We start from the raw sequence: 8,780 nt of genomic DNA on the forward strand, positions 1-8,780 counted from the left end.
CCCCGTATGCTAGCGAATAACGTTAGCATACGGGGTGTTGTTTATTTGTAAACAAGTTTATTAATTTACGAACTGCGTTTGCGATACATCATATAGCCATTTAATGAAACTGTAGAGTTATCAAAAAGTGTAGCTCCACGTTCATTTGCACGTTTTGGCGCTATCTCACATTCTGTTAATACAGCTTCACTATCGCCTTCTAAATAAAATTCATCTTTTTCGTGTTGTTTGAATGTGCTATCTGTAAAGGTAATTTGACTAGATTTTCCACGCACACCATAATCGGCTCCACCAGCAATAAAGCATTTCTTTCCAATAAGTGTACTTTGATCAATTGTGATTGTCGGATGGAGATGGTCTGTACAAGTTACCATATTAAAGGTAGCGTTCACTTTATTTGTTAATGCTAAAGCGGTTCCACCATTATTAAAATGAATTTGTTGTAATTGTAAAGTAGAACGAGTTGCATCAAATTGTATTGCAAGGTTTTGCGAGAATAAGACATCTAATAAATTAAATGAGCTACTTATTGCACAAATACCATGTTGTTTATTTTTGGATATTTGACTATCATTTAATGTTACTGTCGCACCCTTTGTATAAATTCCACTACCATTATTGATGAAATTTACATGCTCTAGTGAGAGTGTGCAATATTCACTAGCTAAACCATATTGATTAGCGCCACTAAATTTTCCTTGAGTTAATAATAAATGACCGTTTTCAAGACAACGAATACCATCTAATTTTTGGTTTTGACATTCGATATTATTAATAGTTAGTTTACTATTATTTGCATAAATTCCATAAGTACCATCATATAATGTAAGATTTTTGAAAATAGCTTCACTATTAAGTAGATCGATATTAATATCCATATTATTATGGAAGGTTAGATTTTCAGCCGTTCCACTACTGCGGTCGTTAATCTGCAATGCAATTGCATTTGAATTTGAGATTTGAAGTATATCAATTTTAAATTGAGTTTGTGCTAAGAAGATAGCTGGAAAGTCAGATGGATGCCCCATCACGGTAATATTTTGTAATCGTATTGCACTATTATTTACATTGATTGCATTTCCTCCACAACGATCGAAACGACAATGCGTAATGTCAATATCACACTTAGCTGCCAATGTAATATGATTTTTAGCCGCAATGATAAAGGCACAATCGTTAATTGTACCAGTAACCTGTTCAGCTAATAAAATGGCACTAGCTAGCTCAGATTGAAATTCACATGCTGTTAGTTTGCAATTTCCACCAACAGCTTCTAGTTGAACGCCCCGGTGTGTCATAAAATGTGTAGTGCTAATAGAAAGCTCAGATTGTGTAGCAAAAATGGCACGGTGGCTACCACGATAAATAGCTGTATTATCGATATGTAACTGGCAATGATTTAATTGAATTTGAGCTTTTTCCTTTCCTTTATGCTCCATAATTTTACATTCAGTTAAATAAATCGCGCTATTTTGACCTAAGATGGCATGATGTTCACCATATGTTAATTCTATATGTTTTGCGCGGAATGTAGAATTTTGTGATGCAGTGATTTGTGTATCTGTTGTTTCTGTAAAAAGTGTTGCAGAAACAGATGCTTGACTATCGATTAATATAAGATGCTGTTTCGCTTTTTGAAATTGACTATTCGTTAAAATCATTGATGATTGAGCAAGTTCAATTTGCGTCCCCATTGTATGTTCAGAGAAGTAACTTGTAGAAATATTGAGTGTTGTTTTTTTCGTTGCAACAATTGCTTGCACAGCTTGTTGAAAGCGACTATGAGTACTTGTTAATTGACTTTCTTCCATATAAAGATGTGTTTTTAATTGATTTTTAAAGAGTGTGTGGTCAATTGTTAATTGGCATTCTTTCGCAAATATCGCGTAATATTTACCGTTAAATTGACATTTTGATAAATTGATTGTTGATTGAGTCACTGCTAAGAAAGCTTTGTTCGCTTCCTTAGCTGAGCTTTCAAAATAACAATCTGTCAAATTAATTGTTGAGTTTTGAGCTAAAATTGTATGCTCCGTATAGTTGCCTGCAAAACAACAATTTTCAAAATGTACAGTGGCTTCCTTCATTTCTAAAACATTTTCGAAATGTAAATTTTGGACTGTTGCCTCTACATTAGGTGCTACAACAAGATCACCTACAATACATACAGCACCATGCCCATGAATGGTTACAGGTTTACGTAGGACTAGCACCTCATCATAGATGCCTGCAGAAACTTCTAAACAATCGTTATCTTCTGCATGTTCTAAAGCCTCTAATAAAGACTGATAAGCCCCTTCTTTATAACGTGAAACGTATAATGTTGCCATCGAAACTCCTCCTTTTGTTTATTATACAAAATATTTACATGAAGTGATAATGCATTTCTTATAATCATTATATACATATAACAAATTACATAGAAAAGATATACCGTATGTAGCATCGGTTTATTTTTTATACATGTCTATAATAATCGGCTGCCTCTATAGTAACTTCCCGATTTAAGCTAGTATTTTTTAATTTTTTCAAAAAAATTCAATAATTTGAAAAGAAAACATATTAAATTTCAAAAATTTGCTATAATTGACATATGATTTAGGGAAAATAGCAGACTAATTATTTACTATTTTTCCTAAATTACTTTTCTAATCTGGGACAATTTGAATTTTAAGATTAGAAAAAGCCAGCAATGTCACAGGGGTGTGACGGATTTTGCTGAGCGAAATTTATATGAGGAGGGTTTTATATGCGTTTAGAAAACAAAGTAGCCATTATTACAGGTGCTGCAAATGGTATTGGGGAAGCAGCAGCGAAAAAATTTGTGGCTGAAGGAGCAAAAGTCGTAGTGGCGGATTTTGCTGATCATGGCGAAGAAGTGGCGAAAAATCTTGGGGATTCAGCTCGCTTTTTCAAACTAAATGTGACAGATAAAAAGAGCGTAGCAGAAATGGTGCAATTTGCAGTAGATCAATTCGGGACAGTTGATATTCTTGTAAATAATGCCGGCATTACGCGTGATGCAATGTTACACAAAATGACAGATGAACAATTTGATCAAGTAATGAATGTGAATGTTAAGGGTGCATTTAATTGTACACAAGCTGTATATCCAATTTTAAAAGAGAAGCGATATGGTCGAATCATTTCGACATCTTCAGTAAGTGGCATTTATGGTAACATTGGTCAAACAAACTATGCGGCTTCAAAAGCGGCAATTGTTGGAATGACGAAGTCTTGGGCAAAAGAATTTGGCCGTAATGGTGTAACAGCAAATGCCGTAGCACCAGGTTTTATTAAAACAGCAATGGTTGCTGCAATGCCTGAAAAAGTAATTGAAAAAATGGAAGCGACTATCCCATTACAAAAGCTTGGTGAACCAGAAGATATTGCTAATGCGTATGCTTTTTTAGCTTCTGATGAAGCAAAATATATTACAGGGCATGTCTTACATGTAGATGGCGCGATAATGATGTAAGCTATATAAGTTGAGAGTAACGGTAATTCGTTACTCTTTTTTTATTCTGAAAATGCGTCATATATACAGGTATTTTAGATTAAAAAAGAAGAGAATGGGTATAGTCTACCAAAAGACATATATAGCTAGATGACGTTGGATGCGCTTATCATTTCAAATTGTTGACTTAATGAAAGGCGGGAAAATATATGAAGGCAGTCATGAAAAGAATCGAACGAGATGCTATTGTGTTAGAAATGGACGGACAAGAATATAAATTAATAATGGGTAGAGACATGACACAGTATGTACAGGTCATAATGAATGAAGGTTTCTATATTGAACCTGTACATTCTGACAAGCAACGAGAATTACTTATGATCTCTGATAATCCAGATGCAGACATAATGCTAAATAAAGTAATCTCTAATTCTTCAAAATTACCAGATGTTTATCAGTAAGATAAGGCGCATAAGGCGATAGCTACAAATGTCTCAATATAAATGAAAGAGGCGGTGAGTATGAATAGCCAAGCGATGACGTGTTCAAAATGTAATCGAATTTTGAGTTTACAAGATCGTATTGAAATAGATCATGGTACGTTTACAGCGCTACATCACCCAACTTATGTTTACACATGCCCACATTGTGGACATATTGAAGCGAGCCATGATGACTTTGAAGAGAATGAACACTCTATTTCGTCATAAAGCCCAAAGGAATCGTGCACTTGTTACGGTTCCTTTTTTACGGTTAATATGTTTACAAGTAATTTTTTTACAAATAAACAAAAAATCCATTCTTTGTAACAAACAAAGAGTGGATTCCTTTTTAACGATAATAATTTAATAAAGACTGTACAAAAATAAGTGCAATCGCGATGACAAAAGCTGTTAATAATATATAGCTTGTACGCCATAATAATCGTTGTTGTTGTTCATGCGCTTCTAATAAAGCATTTTTTTCCTCTTCTGTTAATCCATCAACGATGACTTCAGATTTTTCGTTAAAGAGATAGGAGAATAAAGCTATCATTAAAAATGCGGTAATAAATGCGATAATACCTAAAAGATACATGGCCGCACACCTCCATACGTATATCATCGGTTATAAAAAAATGGTTTTTAGTAATGTACTTTAATTTCTTACAAGTTGGTAAAGTATCATGAATTGTACGAAGTTTCTTTTTGTATGAAAGTAAAAATGTTTACAAATATACAAGTTGTCAACGTTAGGCTTGTTTAACAGCAAAGTAATGATTTTCTGGATCAGCAAAATTAAACACGCGATATCCAGGCATATCGACAATTTCACCTACTGTAACATTTGCTGCTACTAATCGGGCATGGAGCTTCTCTAAATCGGATGTTGCAAATAATAATGAAGGTGTTGTCATATCGAGTTCTGGAGACATTTTCATTATTTGTTCGCGATTATGTAAAATGATGGTTGTTTCCGCATTTGCATGTGGTGAAAGTTCAATCATATACATATCACCATTCATTACTTCATTTTTAACAACAAAATCAAAATGCTTTACCCAAAAATCACGAATTTCTTTTTGATTTTCTACATATAGCATAAGTTGTGCAAGTTGCATACGTATACCCCCTTCAAAATAGTTAAATATTTGGTTCATATGACATTAAATTTAAATAAATTTCATATTAATAAACTTAAAATAACTATATTTTAGACTATCTTCTATTATATACTATAAACAAGTAAGACTATTTTGACAATTTTAGGAGGGTTTTGATGAAAAAGAAACGATTGACGGCAATTGTACTGAGCACGGCGATGTTCACGTCAGCGATTGCGATGGCGCCAGGAGTTACAAATGCGAAAACAACATACAAAATTGTTAATGGAAAGTTAGTAGATGTTAAAACGAAAAAAGTAGTTAAAGGGTATAAAACGTACAACGGTAAGTTATATAAAGACGGCAAGTTATTTAAAGGAATTTACAAAAATACTTATTATAATAAAGGAAAGAAAGCTTCGTATTGGTATAACGATGTGTATTACCATCAAGGAAAGCCATATACGGGATACTCAGGGCAGCAAAAATTACGCTTTAAAGACGGTCTACCATTAACAGGGGAATACAATAAAATTCTTTTTGAAGATGGCAAGCGATTTAATGGGTGGAAAGATAGCAAGTATTATTTAAAGGGGCATTTAGCAAATGGCAATGTCACGATTAATGGTAAAACCTATAAATTCAAAGATGGCGTTAAACAGGATTTTTCATTAACGATTATGCATACAAATGATACGCATGCGCACTTAGATAGTGTGGCAAAACGTGTAACAGCAATTAATGAAATTCGTAAAGATAATCCAAGCAATGTGTTATTAGATGCAGGTGATGTATTTAGTGGAACGCTATACTTCAATGAATTCAAAGGACAAGCGGACTTAGAATTTATGAATATGATGGGCTACGATGCAGCGACTTTTGGAAATCATGAATTTGATTTAGGGTCATCTGCTGAAGGACACCAAGCATTAGTAGACTTTATCAAAGACGCCAACTTCCCGTTTGTTAGTGCAAATGTCGATTTTTCAAAAGATGATAAATTCAAAGGCCTATTCTCTGACTTGGTAAGTTCGAATCCAGAAAAAGGTCAAATTTATACAGGTATTATTAAAGAAGTTGACGGGCAAAAAGTGGGTATCTTTGGCCTGACAACAGCGGAAACAAAAGATATTTCAAGCCCTGGTTCAATAGAATTTAACAATTATATTGCAGAAGCGCAAAAAGCGGTAAAAGCATTTAAAGGACAAAATGTCGATAAAATTATTGCCTTAACACATATTGGTTACGATGATAGCCCGGTATATGACAATGACCAAATTTTAGCGAAAACAGTTAAAGGAATTGATGTCATTGTAGGTGGTCATACCCATACGAAATTAGATCAGGTTGTTACCGTTGATACAGATAATGATAATAATGAAAAAGCGCCAACTGTTATTGTTCAAACAGGTCAATATGGTGAAAATTTAGGGAATTTAAGTGTGACATTTGATAAAAAAGGTGAAGTTACTGCTTCTGAACAGCATTTAGTAAATGTTGCAGAAAAAGCAGAAAATCCAGCCGCTGCGGAAAAATTAAAACAGTATAAGGATCGTATTGCTGAAATTAGTAATGAAGAAACGGGCGTAGTGGCAGAAGAAGAATTAACGAATCCACGTGCATCCGCTACATCTACAGAAAGTGTTCGCGCAAATGAAACGGCACTTGGCGATTACATTACAGATGGCATGCTAGCAAAGGCAAAAACATTAAACAATAAAGTCGTATTAGCACTTCAAAATGGTGGGGGAATTCGTTCGTCGATTAACGCAGGTCCGATTACAGTCGGTGAAGTGATTGCTGTACTACCATTTGGTAATACGCTAGCGACGGTTGATATTTCAGGAGCAGATTTACGTGCAGCGTTAGAGCATGGTGTAAAAGATTCGCCAAAAGAAAGTGGTGGATTCTTACACATTGCAGGTGGTAAATACACATTTGATTCATCTAAACCAGCTGGCTCACGTATCGTATCATTCCAAATTAAACAGGGGGATGATTATGTAGATGTCAAGGATGATCAAACCTATACAATTGCAACAAACGCCTTTACTGCTAAAGGTGGAGATGGCTTTGCAACATTTGAAAAAGCGTATGCCGATGGTCGAGTACAAGATCTAGGTTTATCTGATTGGGAGAACTTTGAGGAACAATTAAAATCATTAAAAACTGTCAATAATAAAACAGAAGGACGTATTATTGACGTTGCAAAATAAAAAATAAAAAATGCCTGTTCAATTTGAGCAGGCATTTTTTTATGGAAATTAGCCGTGCTACGGACATTAATTTTACTAAGCTATATATGAATAGTAGAGTAATAATAGTTGACTTATACGGATGGGGGTATTATGATAAGGGCATTAATGAACAAGGTGGTGGTTCGATGCAATACGATGCAAAAGCTATGAATCGTTTAAAACGTATCGAAGGTCAATTGCGTGGTGTTCTTCGAATGATGGAAGAAGGCAAAGATTGTAAGGAAGTCATTACACAACTGAGTGCAATTCGTTCAGGTGTTGATCGTACAATTGGCGTTATTGTAACAGATAATTTATTAGAATGTATTCGTGAGAACGAAGGCGATGATGATAAAATGAATGAGGTCGTGCAAGAAGCAATTACGCTTGTCGTAAAAAGTCGATAAAGAAAAGCGTTTTCGAAGAGTTTTCTTTGGAAATGCTTTTTTTGTGGGAAAATTTGTCTTAATAAATAATAAAAGGGTATAGTTTAATTGGTAAAAAATACAATTTTGGGAGGGTTTATAATGGGGCTGCCAACAGTAGCATTAGAGAATGGGGAAATAATTGCATATCGTCATCGCCCAGGAACAGGGGACAAAACAATTGTACTGATTCATGGTAATATGACATCGTCACTTCATTGGGATACGGTAATGGAAGCGCTAGATGAAAAGTATACGATTTACGCTGTAGATTTAAGAGGTTTTGGGGAATCCTCTTATAGTAGAGAGATTGAGCGCATTGAGGATTTTAGTCATGATGTGGAAGAATGGATGGCTAAGTTAGATTTACGTAATGTAACATTGGTCGGCTGGTCAACAGGTGGTGCAGTAGCGATGGATATGTGCATAGATGATACAGAGCATCGTATCGAAAAATGCATTCTTGTGGCATCAGCATCAACGAGAGGGTATCCATTTTTCTTACAGGCGCAGCAGCGTATAGCAGAAACTAAAGAAGAAATTATTCATGATCCATTTGTGACAGTGCCTGTTGAGACCATGCAACGTATGAAAAACTATGCAGGTATCCAAGCAGTATGGGAGCAATTAATTTATACGCATTATAAACCAGATCACGATCACTACGGAAAGTATTTACGCGATATTTGTACACAGCAAAATTTAGGTGATGTGTATTATGCACTACACACATTTGATATCACAGATGAAATCGATGAAATTCAAGTGCCTATGTTAATAATTTATGGGGATAGAGATTATGTTGTATCAGAAAAAATGACCCAGGAGATTATTACAGATTTTGGAGGTAAAGCAAAAGTTTTAAAAATTAAAGATTGTGGTCATTCGCCGATGGTTGACCAATTAAACATTTTAACAACAGCAATTCAAAAATTTATAAATTAAATACGAAATTTATTAGGAAACTGTAATAGATGTATGGTATGGTATTAAGGTACAGATTCTGTATAAATCGCTTACGCTTCTCTCACCCAATGAGAGAAGTTTTTTAATACATAAAAATATAAAGAAAAAGCCCG

The 8,780-nt window shown here is 34.5% G+C and carries 9 protein-coding genes; 6 read left to right on the top strand and 3 right to left on the bottom strand.

The features are described from left to right. Positions 1-65: 65 nt before the first annotated feature. Positions 66-2,330 carry a right-handed parallel beta-helix repeat-containing protein gene (locus KTHG_RS11585; RefSeq protein ID WP_139993724.1) on the bottom strand — a complete coding sequence of 755 codons (2,265 nt, stop codon included), beginning with the start codon at positions 2,328-2,330 and terminating at the stop codon, positions 66-68. Positions 2,331-2,749: 419 nt separating this feature from the next. Here KTHG_RS11585 and fabG point away from each other — a divergent pair, with 419 nt between their 5' ends. The 3 genes from fabG to KTHG_RS11600 all read left to right on the top strand — a co-directional run bounded on the left by fabG (position 2,750) and on the right by KTHG_RS11600 (position 4,167). Next, positions 2,750-3,478, top strand: a complete 729-nt coding sequence (gene fabG, locus KTHG_RS11590) for a 3-oxoacyl-ACP reductase FabG (RefSeq protein WP_139993726.1) — start codon at positions 2,750-2,752, stop codon at positions 3,476-3,478. A gap of 188 nt (positions 3,479-3,666) precedes the next feature. Next, positions 3,667-3,918, top strand: coding sequence for a hypothetical protein (locus KTHG_RS11595; RefSeq protein WP_139993728.1), 252 nt, complete (start codon positions 3,667-3,669; stop codon positions 3,916-3,918). Between the two features lie 60 nt (positions 3,919-3,978). After that, positions 3,979-4,167: a hypothetical protein gene (locus tag KTHG_RS11600; protein ID WP_126991534.1), complete on the top strand. Its 189-nt coding sequence runs from the start codon at positions 3,979-3,981 to the stop codon at positions 4,165-4,167. Between the two features lie 121 nt (positions 4,168-4,288). Here KTHG_RS11600 and KTHG_RS11605 read toward each other — a convergent pair whose 3' ends face one another. Both KTHG_RS11605 and KTHG_RS11610 read right to left on the bottom strand, forming a co-directional pair. After that, entirely contained in the window at positions 4,289-4,534 is a 246-nt protein-coding gene (locus tag KTHG_RS11605; RefSeq protein WP_139993730.1) for a hypothetical protein, read from the bottom strand. A 154-nt stretch (positions 4,535-4,688) separates the two neighbouring features. Beyond that, the gene (locus KTHG_RS11610; RefSeq protein WP_370362763.1) at positions 4,689-5,057 is read right to left on the bottom strand and encodes a VOC family protein; all 369 of its coding nucleotides are present in this window, start codon (positions 5,055-5,057) and stop codon (positions 4,689-4,691) included. Positions 5,058-5,215: 158 nt separating this feature from the next. Between KTHG_RS11610 and KTHG_RS11615 the strand changes: the two genes are divergently transcribed. From KTHG_RS11615 to phaZ, 3 genes are all read left to right on the top strand, one after another. After that, a complete protein-coding gene (locus KTHG_RS11615; protein ID WP_139993732.1) occupies positions 5,216-7,255 on the top strand; it encodes a bifunctional metallophosphatase/5'-nucleotidase in 2,040 nt (679 codons plus the stop codon). Between the two features lie 167 nt (positions 7,256-7,422). Next, positions 7,423-7,683, top strand: a complete 261-nt coding sequence (locus KTHG_RS11620; protein ID WP_126991666.1) for a metal-sensitive transcriptional regulator — start codon at positions 7,423-7,425, stop codon at positions 7,681-7,683. A 120-nt stretch (positions 7,684-7,803) separates the two neighbouring features. Continuing rightward, positions 7,804-8,646 (top strand): intracellular short-chain-length polyhydroxyalkanoate depolymerase, encoded by an 843-nt coding sequence (gene phaZ / locus KTHG_RS11625; protein ID WP_126991531.1) that lies wholly within the window; start codon positions 7,804-7,806, stop codon positions 8,644-8,646. Positions 8,647-8,780 lie beyond the last annotated feature (134 nt).

The sequence above is a fragment of the Kurthia sp. Dielmo genome (genome assembly GCF_000307285.2).
Taxonomy (GTDB): Bacteria; Bacillota; Bacilli; order Bacillales_A; family Planococcaceae; genus Kurthia; species Kurthia populi.

What these genes read in the sequence shown, in the direction of transcription:
- phaZ (WP_126991531.1), top strand. Translation starts at nt 7,804, where the DNA reads ATGGGGCTGCCAACAGTAGCATTAGAGAATGGGGAAATAATTGCATAT.
- KTHG_RS11620 (WP_126991666.1), top strand. Translation starts at nt 7,423, where the DNA reads ATGCAATACGATGCAAAAGCTATGAATCGTTTAAAACGTATCGAAGGT.
- KTHG_RS11585 (WP_139993724.1), bottom strand. Translation starts at nt 2,330, where the DNA reads ATGGCAACATTATACGTTTCACGTTATAAAGAAGGGGCTTATCAGTCT.
- KTHG_RS11615 (WP_139993732.1), top strand. Translation starts at nt 5,216, where the DNA reads ATGAAAAAGAAACGATTGACGGCAATTGTACTGAGCACGGCGATGTTC.
- KTHG_RS11600 (WP_126991534.1), top strand. Translation starts at nt 3,979, where the DNA reads ATGAATAGCCAAGCGATGACGTGTTCAAAATGTAATCGAATTTTGAGT.
- KTHG_RS11595 (WP_139993728.1), top strand. Translation starts at nt 3,667, where the DNA reads ATGAAGGCAGTCATGAAAAGAATCGAACGAGATGCTATTGTGTTAGAA.
- KTHG_RS11610 (WP_370362763.1), bottom strand. Translation starts at nt 5,057, where the DNA reads ATGCAACTTGCACAACTTATGCTATATGTAGAAAATCAAAAAGAAATT.
- fabG (WP_139993726.1), top strand. Translation starts at nt 2,750, where the DNA reads ATGCGTTTAGAAAACAAAGTAGCCATTATTACAGGTGCTGCAAATGGT.
- KTHG_RS11605 (WP_139993730.1), bottom strand. Translation starts at nt 4,534, where the DNA reads ATGTATCTTTTAGGTATTATCGCATTTATTACCGCATTTTTAATGATA.